Genomic DNA, 23,303 nt, shown 5'->3' with positions numbered 1-23,303 from the left:
GCCGATTTTTGGTGCGCGTTCCTCGAGCACGGGCACCATCCCGGTCGTCCCTGCTCAAACTTTTTTCAGGATGTGCCCCAACTTTTTCTTCTTGGTCCGCAGATACCTGACATTGGCTTCGCGGGGCTGGATCTCGATGGGCACGCGCTCGACCACGTTCAACCCGTAGCCGTCGATCCCAACAATTTTTCGTGGATTGTTCGTCATGACCCTGATCGCATGAAGTCCCAGATCCACAAGAATCTGCGCGCCGACACCATAAGTCCGCAGGTCGGGCTTGAAACCTAACTTTAGATTCGCCTCGACGGTATCGCTGCCTTGATCCTGCAGCCCGTAGGCTTTGATCTTATTGAGCAGGCCAATGCCGCGCCCCTCCTGCTTATTCAGATAGAGCACTACGCCCCGCCCCTCCTTCTGAATCATCTCCATCGCCTTGTGGAGCTGATCCCGGCAATCACAGCGTAGGGATCCCAAAACTTCGGCCGTTAGGCAGCCTGAATGTACCCGCACGAGTGTGGGTTGGCCATCATCTATCCGACCTTTCACCAGTGCAATATGAGTTGCACCGTCGAGCTGATTCTCGAAGGCTATTGCCTCGAAGTCGCCGAACATGGTCGGTAAACGGGCGCTCGCCGCTCGTTTCACAAATGTCTCTCGCTGCATGCGGTATTCGATCAAGGCCTTTATCGTGATCATCCGGAGCTTGTGCGCTTTGGCAAACTTCGCCAATTCCGGCACACGGGCCATCGTGCCGTCCTCGTTCATGATCTCGCAGATCACGCCGGAAGGATTGAGGCCGGCCAGCCTCGCCAGATCGACCGATCCTTCCGTCTGACCCGCCCGCTTCAACACCCCGCCCTGCTGCGCCTTCAGCGGGAAAATATGGCCGGGCCGGGCAAGGTCGGGCGGCTTGGATTTTGGATCGATCGCGACATGGATCGTAGTCGCCCGGTCCGCAGCGGAAATACCGGTCGTGATGTCCTTGCGCGCATCGATGGACACGGTGAACGCGGTACCGAACGCGGCCGTGTTCTCGACCGCCTGCTGAGGCAACTGCAGCTCTTCCACCCGCTCCGGCGTCAACGCAAGGCAGATCAACCCGCGGGCATGCTTGGCCATAAAATTGATGGCCTGGGGAGTCACTTTCTCCGCCGCAATGACCAGGTCGCCCTCGTTTTCGCGGTCTTCGTCGTCCACGAGAATGACGAACCGGCCCTTTTTGATGTCTCGAATCGCGTCCTCGATGGTATTGAACGGGGTGCTCATGGATGTTCGCCGAAAGGTCAGATTTTGAACTGAAAATTGGGGAACGAGCCGGTCTCAGCTAACTCCGTTTCGGTCTCGGCTGTCAACGGGAAAAAGGACCTAGGTTCATCCATTTCGCTGCGGCAGGTTCATTCGTCGATTATACAGGCGAACGGTGGCCCACGCACAACCGGCCGCCGCGGCGAACGCCCACCAGCCCGCGGCATACGTGCCGGTCAGATCCTTCAAACTTCCCAAACCGAAGGGAAAGAGAAAACCACCGATTCCTCCTGCCGCTCCGATCAGGCCTGAGGCCATGCCGATCTCTTTCGGAAACTTGTCCGACACCACCTGAAACAGGACGCCGTTCCCGAACCCCATGGCGGTAATGGCCGCCATCACACAGACGACCGCGGGCACGAGAGACGGAAGCGTCCCCACGGCGACCATACTGGCCGCGATCGCCATGAACACCGCCGGGAGCACCAGCGCTCCACCGACGCGATCCGCCACATACCCTCCCAGCGGCCGGATCACGCTGCCGAGCAATCCGCCGAGCGCCGTAATCGATCCGGCCGTCACGAGATCCACCCTATACTGATCGTGCAGGAAGATGGGCAGTGCGCTGCAGACACCGACGAACCCGCCGAACGTCACGCTGTACAGCAAACAGAGCCAGTACATCGCCGGCCGAGCCAGACTTTCTTCGAGCTTTCGCCGCCAGTTTGGAAATACTTCGCGCGCCGACGCGGCGTCGTCGCGGCGCACGAGCACTGCAAACAGGACGACCGTCACCAGCACCGGTGCCAACATCACGCCGAAGACCCCGCGCCAACCGACCCACTCGGCCAAACGCGGCGCGAAAAACATGGCCAGTACCGTGCCGCTGTTAGCCGAGGCGGCGAGGCCCATCACCAAGCCTTGATGTGCCGGCGGATACGCGCGGCTGGCCAGCGGCAGCGCAACGGCGAAGCTGGCTCCCGCGATGCCGAGCATGAACCCGATACCGACCATCTGCGAAAACGTCCCTCCACCCGTCCATCCCCAGAGCAGCGCCACCATCTCACAGAACAACACGTACAGTCCCGTCGTCTTGGGTCCCAGATAATCACTGCCGAGTCCGACGACGATACGGAACAGCGCTCCGCTCAATAGCGGGCATGCCACCAGGAATCCCTTCTGGGTGGCGGACAGCGACAACTCTTCCGCGATGGACACGCCGAGCGAACCGATCAGCAGCCAGGTCATGAAACTGACCTCGAAATGCAACCAGGCTCCGATCAACGAAGGCCAATGCCCGCGTCTGAGCGCCCACAGCACATTCGCCATGCCGCCTCCCGTGGATCAAACAGGTCACTATAGGGGACGCGGTTTCGCCGGTGCAAGCGACGACGGGCGGCCCCCTCCGATCCTTGCGCTTGGTCCCCCGTCGAACGGTGTGATAGTCTCGACCCTGATGAAGCGAAAAAATAAACCGGCGGCCGAGGCACCGCTGGAACCGGAAATTCTCGGACCTTCCGAAGAGGATCCGGTCGAAGAGCAGACGAAGACGGACACCGGATCGGACGACGCGCCCGCGACGCGGGCGGCCGTCGATACGACCGCAGTCGTACCGGTTACGGCCCTCCAGCAATACCTGGCCGAAGTCCGGCGGCATCCGTACCTGACCAAGGAAGAGGAACAGCGTTTATTCGAAGAATACCGGACGCACGGCAGCCGCGAAGCCGCGGTGAAGCTCATCATGGCCAATCTCCGGGTTTCCGTGGCTATCGCATCCGAGTACCTGCATACCGGCGCCGACCACATGGATCTGATCCAAGAAGGCAACGTGGGCCTGATGCAGGCCATCAAGAAATTCGATCCGTCGAAGAACGTGCGCTTCTATGCCTATGCCGCCTGGTGGTCACGGGCTTACATCCTGCGCTACCTGCTCAATACCTATCGTCTCGTCAAAATCGGGACGACACAGGATCAGCGCAAGCTCTTTTACAATTTGAAGAAGGAGAAAGCGAAGCTCGAACGGCAGGGCTTTGCGCCGGACACGAAGCTGCTCGCCGACCGGTTGAACGTACGGGAACGAGACGTCGTCGAAATGGATCAGCGTCTGGGGAACTGGGAACTCTCCCTCGACCAGCCGATCGGCGAAGAACAGGACGGCACCCTGCTCGACGTGCTGCCCTCTCAGCAGGTTGGAGCCGATGAGCAACTCGCTCAGCACCAATTGCAGACGCTGTTCCGGGCAAAGCTGGCGGAGTTCGTCAAGACGTTGGACGAGCGGGACGAGGATATTCTGCGCAATCGTCTCTTGTCAGAGACGCCGCTCACGCTCGACGATCTGGGTGAGAAGTACGGCATTACCAAGGAGCGGACCAGGCAGTTGGAAGCTCGCATCATCAAGCGGATTCGCGACTATATCAAGAAGGACGTCAAGGATTTCGATCGCTTGCGTGTCTGACCTCCACCGGCCTCTCTATCGCCGACCGCACCAAAAATCTCCCTGGCATATTGGAATGTCAATAGGTTATGATGCCTTCCCGACGACGAAGTGGGGCTGGAAAGAAATTCTGAATCCCCCCCTTGACTTGGACTGACCTGAGGCTATCTCAACCCCCGAGTTTGCAGATCAGGGCTTCTGCTTGAGGCGCGCAGTCATGCGCCGTCGAGTTTGAACCAGTACCAAATCGTCACTATATCAACCGGTTCACTAATCAGCACGAGGAGGGTGTTGCATATGAGCACAGCAGCGAAAGAGAAGAAAAACGTCGCCAAGGGTTTTCAGCCACTGGGTGATCGGGTGTTCATCACCTACACCGAGGAACTGGAACGGACCGCGGGCGGAATTTACGTGCCGGACTCGGCCAAGGAAAAGCCGCAGCGGGGCGTGGTGCAGGCCGTGGGGAAGAAGGTTGAAAACGTCAAGGTCGGCGACCAGGTGCTCTTCGACAAGTACTCCGGCAGTAAGCTCCGGATCGAGGACGAGGAATGCTTGATCCTGAAGGAAGAGGACATTCTCGGGATCTTCGCCAACTGAGGATCGTCCGTCACACGTCCATTATTGATTGAACATACGACACCAAGGGAGGAATCACATGGCAAAGCAACTGTTGTACAGCGAGGCAGCTCGGGCCTCCATTCTGAAGGGGGTCAATCAGCTCGCCGACGCCGTCAAGGCGACGCTCGGCCCGAAGGGCCGGAACGCCATTCTCGACAAGAAGTTCGGCGCCCCGACCATCACCAAGGACGGTGTCACCGTCGCCAAGGAAGTCGAACTCAAGAATCCGTATGAAAACATGGGCGCGCAGCTGGTTCGCGAAGTCGCAAGCAAGACCAGCGATACCGCCGGAGACGGCACCACCACCGCCACCGTGTTGGCCCAGGCCATCTATCGCGAGGGCGCCAAGAACATCACCGCCGGCGCCAATCCGATGGAAATCAAGCGCGGCATCGACAAGGCCGTCGAAGCCGTCGTGGCCGAATTGAAGAAGCTCAGCAAGCCCTGCCAGACCAAGACCGAGATCTCCCAGGTCGGCACCATTTCGGCCAACAATGACAAGACCATCGGCGATCTGATCGCCGAGGCGATGGAAAAGGTGGGCAAGGACGGCGTCATCACGGTCGAAGAGGCCAAGTCGATGACCACCTCGCTGGACGTGGTCGAGGGCATGCAGTTCGATCGCGGCTACATCTCCCCCTATTTCGTCACCAACGCCGAGCGGATGGAATGTTCGGTCGAAGAGCCGCTCATCCTGATCAATGAAAAGAAAGTCAGCAGCATGAAGGACCTCCTCCCGATCCTCGAGCAGGTGGCCAAGATGGGCAAGCCGCTCGTGATCATCGCGGAAGAAGTCGAAGGCGAAGCCCTGGCGACCCTCGTCGTCAACAAGCTCCGCGGTACGTTGAACGTGGCGGCCGTGAAGGCTCCCGGATTCGGCGATCGCCGCAAGGCCATGCTGGAGGACATCGCGATCCTGACCGGCGGACAGGTGATTTCCGAAGATCTCGGCATCAAGCTCGAGAACGTGAAGCTGACCGATCTCGGCCGCGCCAAGCGCGTGACGATCGACAAGGACAACAGCACGATCGTCGAAGGCTACGGCGACCCGAAGAAGATCGAGGCCCGCGTCAAGCAGATCAAGGCCCAGATCGACGAGACGACGTCCGACTACGATCGCGAGAAGCTCCAGGAGCGTTTGGCGAAGATCGTGGGCGGCGTGGCCGTCATCAACGTGGGTGCCGCGACCGAAACCGAAATGAAGGAAAAGAAGGCGCGCGTCGAAGACGCCCTCCACGCGACGAAGGCCGCGGTGGAAGAAGGCATCGTCCCCGGCGGCGGAACGGCCTATCTCCGCTGCATCAAGGCCCTGGACGGAATAAAGGATGTGCCGGCCGAACAGAAGGTCGGTCTCGACATCGTGCGCCGGTCATTGGAAGAGCCGATCCGGCAGATCGTCGCCAACGCAGGCGGAGAATCCTCCGTCGTCGTCGGCAAGGTACGCGATGACAAGAACACCAGCTCCGGCTATAACGCGGCGACGGATGAATACGTGGACATGATCAAGGCCGGCATCATCGACCCGACTAAGGTGTCGCGCTGCGCATTGCAGAACGCCGCCAGCGTCGCAGGCCTGATGCTCACGACCGAAGTCATGATCACCGACATCCCTGAAGAGAAGAAGGAAGCCGCGGGCGGCCACGCAGGCCACAACCACGGCATGGAAGGGATGTACTAAGAGACGCAACCGAGCTGACGGCGTACAGCCGATAGCTCGAGGGAAGAAGCGAAGGGCCCGGCGGTTTCCCGCCGGGCCCTTCTGCTTTCAGGCTGGTCTCTCTGTGGAGGATTCCTCACCGCAGGCTTCTACCGGTCTCTCTGGGCCTTGAGTATTCGGTCCCATACGACGGCGAACCGGCACAGAATCCGTTTGGTACGATGGAGCGTCATGACAATCCTCACGAACCCTTCTTTGACACGTATCGCTTTGGTAAGCTTACTTTATGAGCGCAAACAGTCAAGAAATCCCCCGCCCTCGAGATGGCGGACGCATTCTCGATCCGTGATCCCATGATCGTCGAAGTCGAATCCAACGAAAACTGCGAAACCAGTTTCTTCGCCCGCTTCAAGGAAACGGGTCCTGCCAGGCCTATTGTGCATGTGCGGCTCTTCGAGCGGAACCCGGCCGGAGAATGGTACGACGTCACCGGATGGAGCGAACATCCCGCCCTGCCCGCCTGTCAGGCCTTCGCCCAGCCGATTGAGGACTCCGGCGCGGGTCTGGCGTACCTGGTCTATGGCGGGATCTACGGCCTTCGTTTCAAAGCGGCCGGCAGCGCCGAACCCTGGAGTCTGGCAAGCCCGCATCAGTGGGGTGAAGCCTATCTTTCCCTCGCCAGCGACCGCGACCTCCGCTATGCAGTTCCACCCAAAATCTGACCAGTCAAGAACGTGAAAAGCGTTTGAGACTCCGCACCTCCTGCCTATACTGGATGACATGACGGATGCAGGGGCGCCGCCGGCGCCAAGCCAGAATGCACCCTCCTCTCGGTCCGTGTGGACCCGCCTGCGGCCGTTGACTCCAGGCCTCATCGCCTTGGCAACTGTCCTGATCTTCGCGATCGACGTGCATTTCCCTATCGGCTTTGCTCCCTGGTTGCCGTATTTCCTTCTGGCCCTTCCCATCGCGCGGCTCTACGATCCCCGGATCCTCCTGTTCGCCACGGCGTTCTGGTCCGTCGCCATCATGGGAGAGCCGTTTCTGCCGTCGCATTCCGGCGAGTCGCTGCCTCTGGCGGTTTTCAACCGGTCCGTCGGAATCGGCACCCTGTGGATTCTCACCGCGTTCCTGTATTTCGACGCCCAAGGCCGGCGCGCGCGGCAACGCAGCGAAGCCAAGCTTCAGGCGATCGTGGAAGGCGCTCTCGATGCCGTCGTCGCGATGGACCGGCACGGAACCGTGGTCGAATGGAATCCGCAGGCCGAGAGAATATTCGGATTCTCCCGCGAGGAGGCCATGGGCAAACCGCTCGTCGAGCTGATCGTCCCGGGCGACCAGCGTGCCGCCCACATCGAAGGATTGAAGCGCTATCTCGCCACCGGCACCGAACGGATGCTCCGGCAGCGCATCGAAGTGGCCGCGCTCAGGAAAAACGGAGCACGCTTTCCGGCCGAATTGACCGTGATCCCGCTGATGCTCGGCAAGGACGTGTTGTTTTCATCGTTCATCCGCGACATCAGCGAGCGACAGCGGGCCGAGGACGCGCTCCGGCAGACCACCGCGTTCATCGAATCCCTGTTCGAACACCTGCCGGACATGGTGTTCGTCAAAGATGCTCAAGATCTGAGGTTTGTCCGGTTCAACAAAGCCGGCGAAGCCTTGCTCGGCTACTCCCGATCGGACTTGTTGGGAAAGAACGACTACGATTTCTTCCCGAAGCAGGAAGCCGATTTTTTTACCGCCAAGGACCGCGAAACGCTCGCCGGCGGATGTCTGATCGACATTCCGGAAGAACCGGTGCAAACCAAGGATATGGGCGTCCGGTTATTGCACACCAAGAAGATCCCGATTTGTGACGACGACGGCACGCCCCGCTATCTGCTGGGCATCTCGGAAGATGTGACGGAACGCAAGGAGGCGGAAGCGGAACTGGTGCGGGCCAGACTGGCGGCCGAGGCGGCCAGCAAGGCCAAGAGCGATTTCCTGGCCAACATGAGCCACGAAATGCGCACGCCGTTGAACGCCATCATGGGGATGGCGGACTACCTGGCCAGAACCCCGTTGTCCCCCCAGCAATTGGCGCTGGTGGAACGCTGCACCAAGGCCAGCGATGCGCTCCTGCGGATGATCGAGGATCTGCTGCTGACCGCCAAGGCGGAGTCCGGCACCCTGACGTTGACCTCAGAACCGTTCGTTCTGCGCGAGATCATGCTGGAATGCACCAATCTTCTCGGCACCGAAGCGCAGGGGAAGGGCTTGACGGTCACCACTCACCTCGACCCGGCGATCCCCGCCCGAATGAAAGGCGACCCCCATCGGTTTCAGCAAGTGCTGCTCAACCTCGTCAGGAACGCGATCAAGTTTACGGAAGCCGGATCGATCACCGTGCAGGCGAAACTACGCGCCATCGACGACGCGCAGTGCAAGGTACAGTTTGCCGTCGCCGACACGGGAATCGGCATCATCGACGAGCTGCGGGACCGGCTCTTTGAGCGCTTCTCCCAAGCGGACTCGCGAGCCAACCGGCATTACGGCGGAGTCGGATTGGGGCTCGCCATCTGCAGGCAGCTGGTTGATCTGATGGGAGGACGCATTTGGGTCGAGAGCGCGCCCGGACAAGGCAGTACCTTCTCCTTCACGATTCCGTTCGGACTGGTGCAGACCGGGATGGAGACGCAGGAACCGTCGACCGCAACCGCGCGGGGCCGCATATTTCCATCGACGATGCGTGAATCCGGAGCCAAAGAATGGCACGTGCTGCTGGCTGAAGATTCCATCGAATCCCAGCACGTCATGCGATTGTATCTGAGCAAATCCCCTTACCGCTTGGACTGTGCCGACAGCGGCACGAGCGTCGTCGAAACCTTCAAATCAGGCCGCTACGACCTCGTACTCATGGATCTGCACATGCCTGATATCGACGGCTGCGAAGCCACCAGACGCATCCGCGCCTGGGAGACGGAGCGGGACCTCCCCCGGACTCCCATCGTCGCCCTGACCGCCGACGGCTTCGCCGAATCCAGACAAAGGAGCGCGGAGGCCGGCTGCGACGACTTTCTTACCAAACCAGTGAAAATGGATACCGTGCTCAGCACCATCCGTCGATTCGTGACCGAGACCAAGCCGACTCCTCCACCCGGCCGCATGAAATCGGATCAGGCGGGACTGCTGGATGCCGAACTGAACAGGATGAGGCCGAAGTTCCTTCAGAACAGGCGGCTCGACATTGAAGAGCTGCAGCGAGCGGTCGAAAGCGGCAACTTCGATCAGATCAAGCTCATCGGTCACCGCATCAAAGGGCTCGCCGGCACCTATGGCCTGCATGCCATCGGAGCCATCGGCGGCGCCTTGGAAGAGGCCGCCGTCCGGCGCCATCTCGAACACATCAGAGCCGGCATCACGGACCTGCGCACGGCCGTCGAAGCGGCGCAGCACTCCCTCTCGTCGTCAGGCCATGACCGTTCACCATCGCCCACAACCCAGTAAAGGAGCCGTGCCATGAGCATTCTCATCGTCGACGACTTCGAGGAGCAACGGGAGCTGCTGGCCTTTACGCTCAAACAGGCAGGCTATCGGTCATTGTTGTTTGCCGATTCCGCCTCCGACGCCCTGCAACGGCTGGGGATCGGATCCTCGGCCCCGCCGACGGACCACGTGGACATCGTCCTGATGGATATCGTCATGCCGGACATGGACGGGTTGGAAGCCTGCAGGCGCATCCGCGGGGACGAACGGCTGGAGCATCTCCCCGTGATCGTGGTGACGGCCAAAACCGACTCTTCCGACCTGACCGCCGCCTACACCGCCGGAGCGACGGACTACATCAGAAAGCCGGTCATCCCCGCCGAATTGGTCGCACGGGTTTCGATGGCCATGAGCGTCAAAGAAGAACTCGACAACCGCACGGAACGCGAGAAGGAGCTCGACGAGCAGGCCAAGCAGTTGGGTAAGACGGTCCAGGAGTTGAAATCGCTCCGCGGCACCCTCTGCCTCTGCGCCAAGTGCAAGCGGGTCAAGACCGGCGGCGGGATCTGGCAACGCCTCGAAGACTATCTCGAGGAAAAACTCCAGGCGAAGATCACCTCGGGAGTCTGCAACAAGTGCGGAACTCCCGGCGCACCGAACACGGTGCGGGCATCCTTCTAACCGTCTAGCCGTTCACCGCACGGCGCGAAGCCCGGACATCTTCAGGGTCACCTTCAAGAGCGCCGACGTATTGGGCTCGTTGAAGAAGGAGCGGAACACCCCATTGACCAATGCCGTATGCCGGCGATGGTCGGCGCTGAAGGCCCGGCTGGCAGCCGAGCGGCTCCCCTCTTCGTATCCCATCCTGATTGCGCAACGCTCCAACTCATCCTCCTCCTGCGGCAGCGCGTGAGTTTGAAGGTCGTGCACCATCTGCAGCTTGTGTTCCACGTCCCGGAGGAAGACATAGGCCTGCGCCAGCGCGTCGCGTTCCTTCGCCGTCAGCACGGTCTTGGCCACGAGCCGATCCAGCGCGCCGAGCGTGCCGCGGTCGAGTACGGCCGGGACCGTCTTGCCGGCCAGGACTTGAATGGTCTGGACCAGGAATTCGATCTCCCTGATCCCGCCGGTGCCGAGCTTGACGTTTCGGCCCTCGTGTCCCCGTTCCGCGATCTTGGCGTCGATCATGTCCTTCACCGCCCGCACGTCCTCCACGATCGCAAGCGCCTCGGAACGGCGCAGCCTCGCGGCGGCGCCGAAAATGAAGGGTTTGACGAGCCGCAGAAACGCCTTGCCCACCTCGATCGAGCCGGCGATGGGCCACGCCTTGAGCAACGCCAGTCGCTCCCACACCTGTCCTCTCGTTCGATAGTAGGAGCGGTACTCGTCCAGCGAGCGGGCCAATTGCCCGATCGAACCTTCGGCCCTCAAACGCAAATCGACGCGAAAAATGCGTCCTTCTTTGCTCGGTTCCACCAAGGCCTTGGTCAGTTCCCGCGCCAGGATCTCAAAGTATTCTTCATTGGAGATCCCCGCCGCAGCCGCGCGGCTCGCGACCCGTCCGCGCGGCGCCCGGGTCTCCCCGTCATGGGACTCATAGACGTAGATCAAGTCCACGTCGGAGCTGTAGTTCAACTCATGCCCGCCGAGCTTACCCATCCCCATGACGGCAAAGCCCGTCTCGACCCATTTGCCGCGGCGATCCCGGTGCATGGGCACGCCGTACTGCCGGCGCAGGTCGGCGTCGACGATTTCGTAGACGGCATGGATCAGCAAACCGGCCAGATCGGACAACGATCCGGTCGTCTCCCGCACGTCGGCCAGCCGCAATAAATCGCGCACCCCGATCCGCAGCATTTCCCGCCTCCGGAATCGGCGCACCGCCTCGAGCTTCAGTTCCTTCACCGTGAGCTGGCCGAGTTGCTCCCGAAGTCCCTTGTGCATACCGGCAGAGGTCGGCGGGCGCGACAAGATATCCTGCTCCGCGAGCCAATAGATCAGCATCGGATCCCGGATGAGGGTGAACGCCAGCGAGTCGCTGTTGCCGAAAATCGTGCAGAGGAGGTCGAGCATCCGGGGAGAGCTGCGCAGATAATCCAGAAAGGACGAGCGGGTGACAGTATCGAGCAACCGTTCCCAATGATTGAGGGCTTGATCGGGATCGGCGGTGCGTCCCACGGACTCGAGCAAGATCGGCAAGAGTTCGGCCAACTGGCGGCGCTGATGCGGATCTCCGGCCATGGCCTGCAGATTGCGATCGGCTTGATCCGGGTCGGCCAGGCCATAGGCGGACAGGATCGCCCGGACCTCTTGAACGTTCCGTTCTTTCGCCAGCAGGACCGGCGTCGGGTCGGGCCGAACCGGCAGCGGCGTCGACACAGGATCGCCGGCGCCGGCGGATGATGAGACAGGTCGGTGCGTCATGGCGCGGCATTATACTGGCCGGCTCGCACACGCACAACGAACCATCGCTTCGGGTATACTGCAACTCGATGAATGCCACGGAGCGCGAAGCCCTTCTCCAAGACTTGTCGCCCATGACCGGCGACGTGCCGCGGGATATTCTCGACGACTTCGTCGACCGCATGGATCCGGAATATTTCCGTCGCTTCGAGGCGGAGACGGTCGCGCGCCACCTGCGCATGGCCGCCGCTCTGACACCCGATCACCTCAGTGAACTGTCCCTGGGCGAGTCGACGAACGGGAGTCTGGAACTGGCGATCGTGGCTTACGACTATTTTGCGCTATTCGCCACGATCTGCGGGCTGCTGTCGGCATTCGGGCTCAACATCGAGGAAGGACGGATCTATACCTTTGCCGATCACGCTCCGTCCACGACGAAGGGAGCGGCGGGAAACAGCTCTCGGGCGCGCAATACGCCCAGGCCCGGACTCGGCAGAAAAAAGATCGTCGACGTGTTCCGGGTGCAGCCTGTCCAGGGCGTGCCGTTTGACGAGGCGGAACACCGCCGTCTGGCCGATGAGCTGCGCGCCGTCATCGGCCTTCTCGACGGCGGGCAGGTCGAAGAGGCGCGGCACTCGGTCAACCGCCATCTGGTTGAGCAACTCGCCCAGCGGCGCGGCTCCTTCAGCGGCCTCCTCCATCCTGTCCAGATCAGCTTCGACAACGGCCAGTCGCCGACCGACACCATCATGGACATCCGCTCGGACGACACGCCCGCCTTTCTCTATGCCTTCGCCAACGCCCTGGCCATGCGCAACGTCTACATCGCCAAAGCCAGCATCGCCCTGGAGGGCGAGAAGCTTCACGACCGGTTCTACGTCCGCAACCGCTACGGGCAGAAGCTGACGGATGCCGAAGAGCAACAACAACTCCGGCTCACGGCCGTCCTCATCAAACAGTTCACCCATGCCCTCACCTGGGCCCCGGATCCTACGAAAGCGCTGGAGGCCTTCGATCAATTCCTCGACCTAACCGTCCAAGAGCGCACGGGCAAGGCGAGGCAGGAAGCGCTGGCGTTTCTGGCCGATAAGAAGACCTTTCCGCTCCTCGCCCGATTGCTCGGCGCCAGCGATTTTCTCTGGGAGGATTTCCTCCGCCGCCAGCACGATAATTTACTACCACTGCTGCAGGACTATCGCGACTCTCCGCTCATCAAACCCAAGACGTCGCTGCGCAAGGAACTCGACCGGTCGGTTGCGCGCGCCAAGACCGAAGAGGAGCGCAAGGCCGCTCTCAACGGCTTCAAGGATCGCGAGCTGTTCCGCATCGACATGAAGCACATCGTCGAACCGACGACCGGCCTTGCCGATTTCTCCCTCGCGCTGACGGAATTGGCGGAAGTGATCCTGGACCGGGCGGTGACCGACTGCCGCGCCAAGCTCAAGAAAGAGTACGGAGAACCGCGCCTCGCGGGAAAGAAAGCCTGCCCGTTTACGATCTTAGGCATGGGCAAGTTCGGCGGCAGAGAGCTGGGCTATGCCTCCGACATCGAAGTCCTGTTCGTCTATGGGGGAACGGGACGGACGAGCGGCAAAGACGGCATCGACAACGGGGAGTATTTCGAGCGGCTCGCGCAAGAATTGTTGCAATGGATCGAGGCCAAACAGGAAGGCATTTTCCATCTCGACGTGCGCCTGCGCCCGCACGGAGGCAAGGGTTCGCTTGCCAACCCGCTCGACGAGATCGCAAAGTACTACGGCAAGGACGGTTTGGCTGCGCCGTTCGAGCGCCAGGCCTTGATCAAATTGCGCCACGTGGCCGGCGACGCGGCCCTAGGCAAACACGTGGAAGCCCATCGCGATCGCTACGTATACAGCGGCGAGCCCTGGGAGCTCCCCACGGCGCTCGATCTGCGACGGCAGCAGCTCAAGCAACTCGTCGAACGAGGCACCGTGAACGTCAAGCTCAGTCCGGGCGGCGTCATCGACATCGAGTACGCCGTACAGTATCTCCAGCTCATGCACGGCCACCGCCATCCGATCCTACGCACGCCCAACACGATGCTGGCGTTGAACGGCCTTGTGGAATCCGGCATCGTCAGCAGACAGGACGGCGACCATCTTCGGAAAGCCTACCTGTTCATCCGCATGCTCATCGACGGTCTCCGGATGGTCAGAGGCCACGCCAAGGATCTGGTACTGCCCCCGAGCGACTCAGACGAGTTTATTTTCCTCGCCAGGCGGGTCGGCTACACCACGGATGATTGGCAGGCGGGAGCGCGGCATTTGAAGGATGACATTGAGGAGCATATGAAGAAGGTGAGGGATTTTTGGGAGAGGATGTTTGGGAAGTTGTGAGTCGAACTGACGCGGGTCCTGCCGCTGACCTACCCCCATTCGTCCTCGCTCCACCCATCCCCCAGCGGGGCCCTTCCGCTGTGGGCGAATGGGGGTAGGTCAGCGGCACCCGCTTGAAGATTCTCTCAAACACCCAAAGGGGGAAGAAGTATCAGCAAGCTCGGTGGGAGTGGGCCTCTTCCGTTGCGCGCGCCCGGTGAAAGCCGCGTCTCGTCGCGGCAGGGTGGGAGGGTGAGAAAATAGCCCGATTCACCACCGCCACCCGCCAGTGAGAGATGTGTTTTCTATCTTTCTCCTTCGTGGTCTTCCAGCGTTACACGCGGCTTTCCCTCAGTACGTAGTGAGTCGGTCCTGCGCATCATACGTCCCATTCGTCGTGCCGCTCGGCATGACCAGACTTAGCCGATTGCCGTTCGAGTCATAACTATACGTGGCGGTGACCGTCCCGTTCGTCTTCACTTCTTGGAGTCGTACCGTTTTCCCGCTGCGCCTATGATTTCAGTCGCGACGTATCTCATCAATGATCACGCCATATGTAGGACATCGATCAACCACAACGTCGAGCCATGGACCACACCATCACCGCGAGCGGACTCGACAAGGTGACCCAGGAAAGGACATCCCAGATCCCGTCAGCCAAGAGTGCCGACAGAAGGCCGATAGCGCTGAGGGCGGCCAGTACGATCGGCATGCCCCAGATTTGACGGGATGAGAGTGATTGGCTCACCGTGGCACCACGCGATCGAAGCCGTGGCGCGCCTTAGACTCCCCGTCGTCGACGACGTGTTCCAGAGCGAAGGGGCGTTTTCTCCACCATAAGTACAGCCCGCTGACCAGCACGATGATGATGAGCAGATCAAGCATGCCCCAGATGATCTTCAGCGGCATGCCACCATAGTCCCCGAAATGGAGGGGTTGAGAGAGCACGAGTACGGTGAGATACCACGGCAGCGAGCGCGTATCCGCGAGCTGTGCCGTCTCTGCATCAAACAAAAATGGGGTCAAGAGTCGAGAGGTCAGGGGATTCTGGCCGCGCATGAACACCACATAATGATAGGGCGTGGCAATGACGGTCCCGGGAAATCCGACGAACCGCGGGACCAAATCAGGTGCAGCAGCTTGTGCAGCTTCGATGACTCGATCCACCGGCAGCAGAGTTCGAGGAGCTGGCTTGCCGCTCCAGGGCGCCAGCATTCCTGCCAATTCCGTCTGTTGCCAATAACCTAGCAACGGGCGTTCCAAGGTATTGACCACCCCCGTAACGCCCACCACGAGCGCCCACAACAGGGTTGTGATCCCTAGCAGATTATGCAGGTCAAGCCAGGTCAGGCGAAGATGCCGCTCCTGCCGGATTGTGCCGAATGCCAGCTTTCGCATGAAGGGACCGTAGACCACCACGCCGGAGACGGTGGACCCCAAGAAGAGTAGTCCCATGCTGCCTAAAAACAACATGCCAGGCAGACCGGCAAACAATTCTGTGTGGAGCTTGAAAAAGAAGTTCGTGACGCCTGTGTTCGTCGGGACCGCGTGGAGGAAGTCACCCGTTCGCGTGTCATACATGTAAATCCCGCTACTGTCGATGGCTGCCGGAGAGGCGCCGAGCGAGACGAACCAGGCCGGATGCTCATCATCCAGCGTCAAAAACTGTACCGCATCGCTCGGCCGTCGTCGCTGCGCATCGTCGACCAACGCTTGGAGCGTGACCGACTTCGTGGCCACTACCTGCTCAGGCGGTTCCACGGCTTCGCCGAGCCAGACCGACAACTCGTCTCGAAAGACAAGCGGCAGGCCGGTCAAGCACAGCAGCAGCAGAAAGAGGGTACAGACCAAACTGGTCCACTTATGGACGACGTACCACTTTTTGAAGGCCACGATCGTCACGTGCGAAATCCTTGTGACTAGAAAAATTCCAGCTTGATAGATCCAAGCAGGCTCAGTGGTGCACCGGGAAAGGCGGCTGCGCCGCGACTTTGTTGCCCGCCGAAAAAGTACTCTTGATTGAGAAGATTTAAGAAATTCAGCTGCGCAACGAGATTGGTGTGGGGCAATATCTCCTGTTTGCGATAGTACAGTGCGGCATCCCACCGCACATAGCCAGGCAGATAGAATGAATTGGTAATATCGCCCGCACGCTGGCCTACGGCAAAGATGCCGGTTCCGGCTCCTACCCCTTTAAAGAGGCCCTCTTGAATGTCATAGGTGGTCCAGAAGCTGCCCGTATTTCTGGCGACGAGCGGCAAGCGATTCCCGACTGGAATCGTGGTGTCGGCGGTGACCCGCGCATCGGTATAGGCATAGGTGGCAATGGCCCTCCACCCTGCCAGCAATTGGGCCGCGATGTCGAATTCCACCCCCTGGCTGCGCTGCGCGCCGGTTTGGAGGATGAGAAACGGGTTCGCCGGGTCGACCACCGGCGCATCACGTTTGTTGATTTGGTAGATGGCGAGTGTCGAGGTCAGCCGGTCGGGCACGAGCACGGTCTTGACCCCGGCTTCATATTGCGTCGCGGTGGTGGGCTTGGACACGTTGGAGATCGCCGAAAATGGCGTAAAGATCGGCTGAAACGAGCGGGTGACATTGGCATACAACGATACTGGGGCAATCGGTTGATACGACACGCCAATGCGTGGGCTAAACCCCCAATTCTCCGCTTTGGTGACGTCGGTGCCGACGGTGCTGTTCTGATAGAAATAATCTCCGCGGGCCCCCACCAAGAGATGGAGGTTGTTTAGAAGGGCCACCTGGTCCTGCACATAGGCGCCCGCGGCATTCGCGAACATTCTCGAGTTGGGGAGGAAATCCGGTGCAGTCGGCTCAGGTAATTGGTTGTAGATGGGATTGAAGATATCGATGTTATTGAGAGGCGCGAAGCCGAATTTGAGGGACGCCGTTTGATGGCCGAGCTCGACGCCGCCCAAGAGTTCATGCTTCAGGGATCCCGTGGCCACCTTCCCAATGACATCATTGCGCCAGTAGTAACTGGAAATGTCCGGGGACAGTGCGAAGAAGGTGCGTGCCAACGATTGATTGTCAGGTAACAATCCATCCGAAAAGGCGAAGTTACCCTGGATGTTGCTTTCATCCGCCCGGAATTGACTCTCGATCCGCCAACTGTCAGTGAACCGATGGGCCACTAACAGACTGACCCGTCCTTCTTCTGTCTTGGAGAGATTGTAGGGCTCGCCGAGAAAGCGACTCCGTGGTACTTGAGCAATCCCCTCGCCGACTGCCGGCAAGCCCGCATCAAACGTCGTTCGATCATGGATATATTCGCCTTCGATGGTGATGGTCGTCTTGTTGCTCGCCTTCCAGGTAAATACCGGGGCAATAAAATATCGTTGTCCTTCGACGAAATCCCGAAAGCTCTCCCGGTTTTCGTAGGCACCGTTGACGCGAAAGAGGAGCGTTTTGCTCTCATTCATGGGTCCGGTGACATCGACCATCGTCCGATAGAAGTTAAAACTGCCGATGATTTGATCGATGGAGGCATACCGTTCAGCCTGCGGCTGCTTCGTCAGAATGTTGATAATCCCACCGGGTTCGCTTCGGCCGTATAGCACCGACGGAGGACCCTTCAAGACCTCCAACCGTTGCACATTGGAGATGTCCCTAAACGTCAGCACCTGATTCGTATCCTCGTTGCGAAGGTTGTTCTTGAAGAACGCGCAGGGGAATCCTCGGCAGAACATCTTGTCGTTGTTGGCTTCTCCCTCATTCGATTGGGCAATGGCAATACCACTGACGTTGCGGAGCGCTTGGTCCATACGCACGGCACGCTGATCCTGAATTACTCGCTGCGTCACGACCCCTACTGACTGCGGAATCTGAATGAACGGGGTGTCGGTTCGTGTGGCGGTGCTGGATTCCTCGGCCACATACGATTGCGTGTCGTTGTCACGTTGGCGGGTATCCTTCACCACCACCTCGGGCACCTGCACAGGTTTTGCCATCGCTGGACCAGTGGCCGTAGCGTCGCCGTTGGTGGCCGCCATAGCGCCGGCCGCTCCCGCGGTTCCCGCAGCGATCATCCCAGGCACAAACGCTGTTGAACTCTCACGCTCCAGCGTGACGATCTTTGGGCTCACTACGCGATAGGTGAGTCCCGTTCCGACTAGGAGCGCTTTCAAGCCCTCCTCGGGCGTATGCGTTCCGTTCACGCCAGGAGACGCCATATCCGCGACGATCTCGGACGGAATACTCACCTGCCAATCGGTCGTTTCTGCAAAGATGTGCAACGCCGAAGACAAGGGCTGTGATGCAATCGTGAACACGACGGAGGGGGTCTCCTCTTGCGCCGCAACCGGAGAGGTGAGCGCACCGGCCAACGCCACGAGGCACAGGGCTCCGCGACTTGCGTGCTTGAGTATCGCCACCAGTTCCTGGAAGACCTTCGACATCACCGAGCCTCCTTCGTCTGTAGGCACCGTACGTTGCCTTGACGGAATGAGGCGGGTTCCCCCCAGCCCTCAGAGAGAAATTTCTTTGTCGAAGCTAGTACAGGACAGCCAGGCGGTCAGCGACCGTGACCATGTGGAAGGGAAGCGTCCGAGACAGCGTCGTGAGCAGCGCGGCCGGCTGGTCTAAGTGATAGGTACCAGTCACATGAATCTGATTCAACGTGGGATTCAGGATAATGATGGTGCCGGGATAGTAGCGTCGAACTTCATCGAGCACATCACCGAGCCGCGCGTCCGTGACCATCAAATGTCCGCGGAGCCAGGCGGTCGCCATCCGTGGATCAATGGCATGCGGTGGGTCCGCCCTACCTTGCTCCACATGCACTTCATTCCCCGCAGCCAGCGCAATGTCTGGCCAGGAATGCTTTTCATCGGCGACTTGCACCAGCCCCTCGACCACGGTCACGTCGAGGCCTCTCGGCTGTGCATGCACCACGAATTCCGTTCCCACGGCTTTTGTAGCCATTCCGGCATACTCGACGATGAATGGCCGTTGTCGATCAGCGGCCACCTTGAAGAAGGCCTGACCTTTTAATAGATGAATTGTTCTCACCGCGCCTTCATACGCCACGACGATCGCTGTTTGGGTATTCAAGGTCACCGTCGACTGATCGGGCAACTGAATCGTCCGACGCTCACCGACCGTGGTGTAATAGTCGGCTTGCATGCGGGTCCACAGGTCCCACGACGCCTGTGCGAGTACGACCAAGGCCGCCACGACCGCCGCAGCAGCCAGTGCCGGGCGCCACCACGTTGGAGGTTGGGATTTCAGCGGGACAGCGGGAAACTCCGTTGAGGCGGCGAGGGCAGCCGCCTCCTTGAGAATCGGGTGGTCCCACCCCGCGTTGATGCGGCGAAACGCGCGGGCATGCAATGGATCTTGTTGACACCACTGGTCGAAGGCCGCTCGATCGGCCGCGGACACATTACCCGCGCGTAATCGTCCAAACCAATCGATCGCCTCTTCAACGATCCTGGCCTCCTCAGGACGCGGCGACGAACTGGCTTGTTCGTTGGACATAGACATGGCTCCGGGCATCGGCTTGAACGGACCAAGTATATGCTATGACGAGAAAGGAGGTCACGCCCCCAGCCCGGCTCAATCGAGGTCGAGCAGGTTGACGGCATGCCAACACTGCTTCAGTGCCCGGGTGATCAGCTTCTCGACCGCGCTCTCCGAGATACCTAACTGTGTCGCGATCTGAGCGTAGGAGTACCCGTGTACCCGGTGCAGAAGGAATGCTTGGCGCGTGCGTGGTGGGAGTTGGTCAATTGCGCTCGCCACTATCTGAAGTTGTTGTTTTGCCGATAATGCGCGATCGGCCGCCGGTGTGGGAGAGGCAACCTCCAGCGCGGCTTCGAGCATCGAGGCATCAGCAAGAGAATGTGTCTCTGTTTTTCGGGTCCGGAGATGATCAATCGCGAGATTGATTGCGGTGCGATACAGGAGGGACCGTGGATATGCGACCTGCTGTTTGCCCACCATCCCCAAGAGCCGAGCGAACGCTTCTTGGACGAGGTCCGTGGCCAGTTCGCGTGAGCTCACAAGACGCGTCAGATGTCGCGTGAGCAGATGACGCTGCTCATCGAAGAGACGCTCGATTTCCCCCACAGTCAGAATCATCAGGATGCTCGGGATGCAGCAGACGAAGGGAGTGAATGATAGCAGTTCTCAAAATCACCCGCAATGGGGTCCGATGGCGGTCAGGTAACCATCTTGGCATAGTGTAATTTGAGACCACGACGGTTAATTATGTTCTTCCAGCTCTCATTGACCGCCAAGAGCACCAAGGCCGGGCATGAACTGCATGTCATCGAAGGTGTCCTTGACGGCCTTCCACGCCACGTCCGCTTCCGACTCATGAGTCTGACCTGCGGCCGCTGACGGATCCTGGGCTCCTTTCATCTCTCCGAATCGGCGATCCGTATACTTCCAACGTCTCGCGATGCCGTCCGCGTCATACAAATACCACAACGCATTTCCATCGACCCGCCACTCGCAGATTTCGCTCCCTCCACCCTGCCCGACGCAGCGGTCCGGCTGACCAATTTCTATGATCCGAGTGTCCTTATATTGCCCGAGCCATCTGTCAAACTCCTCGGACAACGCCCGCCGCTCTCGAGTTTCTGTAGAAACGCACCCCATGACGGTCACAAGAATCACCACTCCCATCATCAACTTGGAGCAAGCTCGGTCTGCGGCCGAAGAAGATCTTTCAGTGCCTGATCGGATCATGAACAACCCCCGCAAGCGTTTGATGCCGATGTTTGTCATAGATCGGTCGTTCCGACGACCGTCGTTCGTCGCTGGACTTCCATACCTGTTGCAGCCCTGGGATCACTCGCGCAGCCAGGCGAGAGCGGCGTCGCGGTCGGTCGCGTTGAAGTGGCGGACTTCGGCTTGGACAAAATGTTTGGCGATTTCCGGTGCGATGGAAAGAATGGGGCTGTCGGAAACAGCGGCAACCTTGGCGACGAATCGGTGGTGATCACGAACGAAGCACAAATGCGACATGAGCGCGGCAAAGCTGTCCCACCCCGGAAACGACGGAGCCTCGATCATCACGCCACGAAGCGTCCCCTTGTTCTCGATGTACGGATCGACCGTCTTGGCGACCAACTCGAAGTCGCCGGCGGCGATCGGTCCATCCGGCCTGATCAGCAAGATGCCTTCATTGGCAAGAAGTTGATGAACGAGCATGGCCACCTCCCTGTGAGTCGGACACGGAGAGGAATATTCTAGAACCGTGGATCGCCCGCGGCAAGCTCCGATAGGCACCAATGGAGTACGGCACGGCTTACACCGATGCATCGCACCCTCGGACTTAAAATTGTGAATAGGGCAGCATCTGCGGAATCAGCGGCGGGACATCGGTCTTTGGCCGCTGCTGCGGGAGCGGAGGCATCGGCCGCTCGCCGAGCGTCAGGTTGATGGTCCGATAGTCACCGTCTCTGAACACTCGCAACTCGACCGCTTGATCGGCCTTGAGACCCTGAAGCGTCTTGGTATAGTGGCTAATCGTTCGCAAATCCTGGCCGTTAATGGACACGAGAATATCTCCTCCGAGCACCCAGGGTTCGCCCTCGATCGCCACGTCCAATTCACCGGCCTCCAGCCCGATCCTTGCCGCCGGACTGCCTTCCTCGACGTCCTGAACGAGAAGACCGTCCACCATGGGCAGAGCGATCAGCGTCCGCAGTTCTTCGGTCACGAACTTGCCCTTGACCCCGAGCCAGGGTCGAATGACCCGGCCATAGGTCTGCAAGTCGGCCATGACCGATTTCACGGTGTTGATGGGAATCGCAAATCCGATATTCTGCGCACCCAGCAGAATCGCCGTGTTGATTCCGATCACCCGATCGTCCGAATCCACCAATGGCCCCCCGCTGTTGCCGGGATTGATCGGCGTCGTGGTTTGGATGATGCGGTCTTGAAACACTTCTTGCTTGGTCTCCAGGAGCTTTCCGAATCCGCTGATGATACCGGTCGACATCGCGTAACCCAGGCCGAACGGGTGTCCGATGGCGATGACCTTCTGCCCGACTTCCAGTTTGTCGGAATTGCCCAGTTGGGCGTGGGGATATTTGCCCTTCGGAATCGCGACGCGCAGCAAGGCCACGTCGTATACCATATCGCTTCCGATCATTTGGGCGGGAAGCCTGGTGCCGTCGTGGAGCATGACGGTCAGCTTCGCCGCTCCCTGAACCACGTGGGCATTCGTCACGATCAGGCCCTGGTCGTCGATCAGGACGCCGGAACCGATGCCCTTTCCCATTTCCTGGTTCACATGATGAGTGCTGGCATAGGCGGAGGTGATGAGCACCGTCGCCACGGAAATCTTCTTGTAGACGCGAACGGTATTAATTTCCTCTTGCGTGTTCAGAGCCGAGGCCGGGGACGGTCCGCAGGCGAGAACAAACAATACAATGGACAGGATCGATGACAGCATCGTGATCAGAGCAGATCGGCGCATGTCGGATCCGGCACGACCGGTCATTGCATCGCAACGATTCATAGAGGGCCTCTCTTTCATAGAAGATCATTCATAATCCCACACCAAGACAGGGATGCTCCGTCGCTCACGCCTCGATTCTCAGTCGTTCCAGCCACGGAAACAGTTACAACAGCCAATCCGAATCACCGGAATGGTTTGTGGATCACGATATTACCAGCCCAATGTTAGCCCTCGAAACCGCCAGGCCGGCCCCCACTGCCCAGAATCGACGGCTTGACTCTGGCGTCGAGCGGGAGGCAGGCTAAAAGAGAACCTCGCGACGCTCCGCCTCCCACAGTGATGCCCCGTTTTCTCTACAAAGGAGGTGACACCATGAAACCTTTTGTGATGCTGTTGGCGATCACACTGTTTGTGTGCCTGACGAGCGTGGCCGCCTCTGCCAATCCGGCAACATTGCCCAAACATCCCGGGTATCCGATGGACAAGGCCATCGATCCGGTTGCAGGCAAACCGCTCGCCAATGATCCGGGCCGGGGTAACGCGACCGGAAATGCAGCGCTCATGGAATCCGCGGCGTTTGATGACGTCCATGCCATGCAGAGTCTGCCGTCCACTCCGGCCGAACAGGAGATTCGCGAAAAACTCACCGCTCCGGTTCCTCAGAATGCCGAGGACGCAGGCATGACGGACCAGCAGAAGTGAGGCGCC

The 23,303-nt window shown here is 59.8% G+C and carries 18 protein-coding genes; 8 read left to right on the top strand and 10 right to left on the bottom strand.

All coding sequences use genetic code 11. The annotated features are described in order from the left end of the window. Positions 1-54: 54 nt before the first annotated feature. Positions 55-1,266 carry a bifunctional 3,4-dihydroxy-2-butanone-4-phosphate synthase/GTP cyclohydrolase II gene (locus NSJP_RS11145; protein WP_080886970.1) on the bottom strand — a complete coding sequence of 404 codons (1,212 nt, stop codon included), beginning with the start codon at positions 1,264-1,266 and terminating at the stop codon, positions 55-57. Between the two features lie 105 nt (positions 1,267-1,371). After that, positions 1,372-2,574 carry an MFS transporter gene (locus NSJP_RS11140; RefSeq protein WP_080886969.1) on the bottom strand — a complete coding sequence of 401 codons (1,203 nt, stop codon included), beginning with the start codon at positions 2,572-2,574 and terminating at the stop codon, positions 1,372-1,374. 127 nt (positions 2,575-2,701) lie between these two features. Between NSJP_RS11140 and NSJP_RS11135 the strand changes: the two genes are divergently transcribed. The 6 genes from NSJP_RS11135 to NSJP_RS11110 all read left to right on the top strand — a co-directional run bounded on the left by NSJP_RS11135 (position 2,702) and on the right by NSJP_RS11110 (position 10,103). Next, a complete protein-coding gene (locus tag NSJP_RS11135) occupies positions 2,702-3,700 on the top strand; it encodes a sigma-70 family RNA polymerase sigma factor (RefSeq protein ID WP_080886968.1) in 999 nt (332 codons plus the stop codon). A 276-nt stretch (positions 3,701-3,976) separates the two neighbouring features. After that, complete coding sequence (locus tag NSJP_RS11130) at positions 3,977-4,276, top strand: GroES family chaperonin (protein WP_080886967.1); 300 nt, start codon at positions 3,977-3,979, stop codon at positions 4,274-4,276. A 58-nt stretch (positions 4,277-4,334) separates the two neighbouring features. After that, positions 4,335-5,975, top strand: a complete 1,641-nt coding sequence (gene groL / locus NSJP_RS11125; protein ID WP_080886966.1) for a chaperonin GroEL — start codon at positions 4,335-4,337, stop codon at positions 5,973-5,975. Positions 5,976-6,277: 302 nt separating this feature from the next. Next, positions 6,278-6,676, top strand: coding sequence for a hypothetical protein (locus NSJP_RS11120; RefSeq protein WP_231989369.1), 399 nt, complete (start codon positions 6,278-6,280; stop codon positions 6,674-6,676). A 157-nt stretch (positions 6,677-6,833) separates the two neighbouring features. Further along, positions 6,834-9,443 (top strand): PAS domain S-box protein, encoded by a 2,610-nt coding sequence (locus NSJP_RS11115; RefSeq protein WP_231989368.1) that lies wholly within the window; start codon positions 6,834-6,836, stop codon positions 9,441-9,443. 12 nt (positions 9,444-9,455) lie between these two features. Continuing rightward, positions 9,456-10,103: a response regulator gene (locus tag NSJP_RS11110; RefSeq protein WP_080886964.1), complete on the top strand. Its 648-nt coding sequence runs from the start codon at positions 9,456-9,458 to the stop codon at positions 10,101-10,103. A gap of 12 nt (positions 10,104-10,115) precedes the next feature. Here NSJP_RS11110 and NSJP_RS11100 read toward each other — a convergent pair whose 3' ends face one another. Further along, entirely contained in the window at positions 10,116-11,846 is a 1,731-nt protein-coding gene (locus NSJP_RS11100; RefSeq protein WP_155970111.1) for a [protein-PII] uridylyltransferase family protein, read from the bottom strand. On the opposite strand from NSJP_RS11100, the gene NSJP_RS11095 reads away from it, so the two are divergent. Beyond that, positions 11,822-14,182, top strand: coding sequence for a [protein-PII] uridylyltransferase family protein (locus NSJP_RS11095; protein ID WP_080886963.1), 2,361 nt, complete (start codon positions 11,822-11,824; stop codon positions 14,180-14,182). The genes NSJP_RS11100 and NSJP_RS11095 overlap by 25 nt on opposite strands. A gap of 723 nt (positions 14,183-14,905) precedes the next feature. Here NSJP_RS11095 and NSJP_RS11090 read toward each other — a convergent pair. The 7 genes from NSJP_RS11090 to NSJP_RS11060 all read right to left on the bottom strand — a co-directional run bounded on the left by NSJP_RS11090 (position 14,906) and on the right by NSJP_RS11060 (position 22,613). Then, positions 14,906-16,063: a PepSY-associated TM helix domain-containing protein gene (locus tag NSJP_RS11090; protein WP_080886962.1), complete on the bottom strand. Its 1,158-nt coding sequence runs from the start codon at positions 16,061-16,063 to the stop codon at positions 14,906-14,908. Positions 16,064-16,080: 17 nt separating this feature from the next. Next, positions 16,081-18,579 (bottom strand): TonB-dependent siderophore receptor, encoded by a 2,499-nt coding sequence (locus tag NSJP_RS11085; RefSeq protein WP_080886961.1) that lies wholly within the window; start codon positions 18,577-18,579, stop codon positions 16,081-16,083. A 94-nt stretch (positions 18,580-18,673) separates the two neighbouring features. Then, entirely contained in the window at positions 18,674-19,660 is a 987-nt protein-coding gene (locus tag NSJP_RS11080) for a FecR family protein (protein WP_172834287.1), read from the bottom strand. Between the two features lie 78 nt (positions 19,661-19,738). Continuing rightward, the gene (locus NSJP_RS11075; protein WP_172834286.1) at positions 19,739-20,251 is read right to left on the bottom strand and encodes an RNA polymerase sigma factor; all 513 of its coding nucleotides are present in this window, start codon (positions 20,249-20,251) and stop codon (positions 19,739-19,741) included. 156 nt (positions 20,252-20,407) lie between these two features. Continuing rightward, positions 20,408-20,914: a hypothetical protein gene (locus tag NSJP_RS11070; RefSeq protein WP_080886958.1), complete on the bottom strand. Its 507-nt coding sequence runs from the start codon at positions 20,912-20,914 to the stop codon at positions 20,408-20,410. Between the two features lie 63 nt (positions 20,915-20,977). After that, entirely contained in the window at positions 20,978-21,340 is a 363-nt protein-coding gene (locus tag NSJP_RS11065) for a SpoIIAA family protein (protein WP_155970107.1), read from the bottom strand. A 124-nt stretch (positions 21,341-21,464) separates the two neighbouring features. Then, positions 21,465-22,613, bottom strand: a complete 1,149-nt coding sequence (locus NSJP_RS11060) for a S1C family serine protease (RefSeq protein WP_172834284.1) — start codon at positions 22,611-22,613, stop codon at positions 21,465-21,467. A 354-nt stretch (positions 22,614-22,967) separates the two neighbouring features. Here NSJP_RS11060 and NSJP_RS11055 point away from each other — a divergent pair, with 354 nt between their 5' ends. Then, positions 22,968-23,297, top strand: coding sequence for a hypothetical protein (locus NSJP_RS11055; protein ID WP_080886955.1), 330 nt, complete (start codon positions 22,968-22,970; stop codon positions 23,295-23,297). Positions 23,298-23,303 lie beyond the last annotated feature (6 nt).

The organism is Nitrospira japonica (assembly GCF_900169565.1).
Taxonomy (GTDB): Bacteria; Nitrospirota; Nitrospiria; order Nitrospirales; family Nitrospiraceae; genus Nitrospira_C; species Nitrospira_C japonica_A.
Note: the sequence above shows the minus strand (reverse complement) of the source record. Positions and strands in the feature narration are given on the sequence as shown.